This window comes from Propioniciclava sp. MC1683 (assembly GCF_014164675.1).
GTDB lineage: Bacteria > Actinomycetota > Actinomycetes > Propionibacteriales > Propionibacteriaceae > Propioniciclava.
The window spans coordinates 1-638 of sequence record NZ_JACJFX010000120.1 but is presented as its reverse complement, the minus strand read 5'-3'; the positions used below and the strand labels follow the sequence as shown (position 1 = coordinate 638).

1 protein-coding gene is annotated in these 638 nt (G+C 64.3%); it reads right to left on the bottom strand.

Features of this window, described 5'->3' with window-relative positions:
• Positions 1-75: 75 nt before the first annotated feature.
• A complete protein-coding gene (locus tag H5397_RS17520; protein WP_182819033.1) occupies positions 76-384 on the bottom strand; it encodes a hypothetical protein in 309 nt (102 codons plus the stop codon).
• Between the last annotated feature and the right edge of the window lie 254 nt (positions 385-638).

Genomic DNA, 638 nt, shown 5'->3' with positions numbered 1-638 from the left:
CCTCAGCCCGCAAAGCACGTCGCTCGGCAGCAGACAGCCTGTTCGAATGATTCGTCGTATCGGTCACAACACTCATCATGGTTCCTTCCGGTAGAAGGACCGCTTACACAAACCATCTGACAGCACCAGATGGGCCCCGGTCGGAGCGAGCCTGAATCGACCGTCCTCGCGCCGAGCACTCCAGATCAGCTCGCGTGCCTCGACCAGGATCGGCTCAGCTGGGTCGACACCGAGTTCCACGAGCAGCCGTGCAGCACCCAAGGTCGAGAACGGCCCTCCCTTGGCCAGTCTCCGGTCCGGCGTGGTCCACAGATCATCGCCCTGATCGTGCCGACGAGCCACGATGGCCTCCACGTCAGCCGCCCACTTCCGCGACAGCACCATGAGCCCAGCATCGTCTCCCCTCCACCACCGCACGGGACCCATCCTCACGGCTGGCCGAGCCCCGTCACCCTCGACGGATGGCGGCAGAGTTGGGTACCGAAGCCGAAAGGCTGCCCTCGCGCACCCTGCGGCATTTAGGTTAGAAGTAGCCCCCGCCGGCGGTCTGATCAGCGGCTGGGACACGGTGTGATCCCTTGACTTTGAGAGGTCTCCGGTGGGGGTGCTTCGATGGAGCGGTTTCCCTGTTCGGGAAC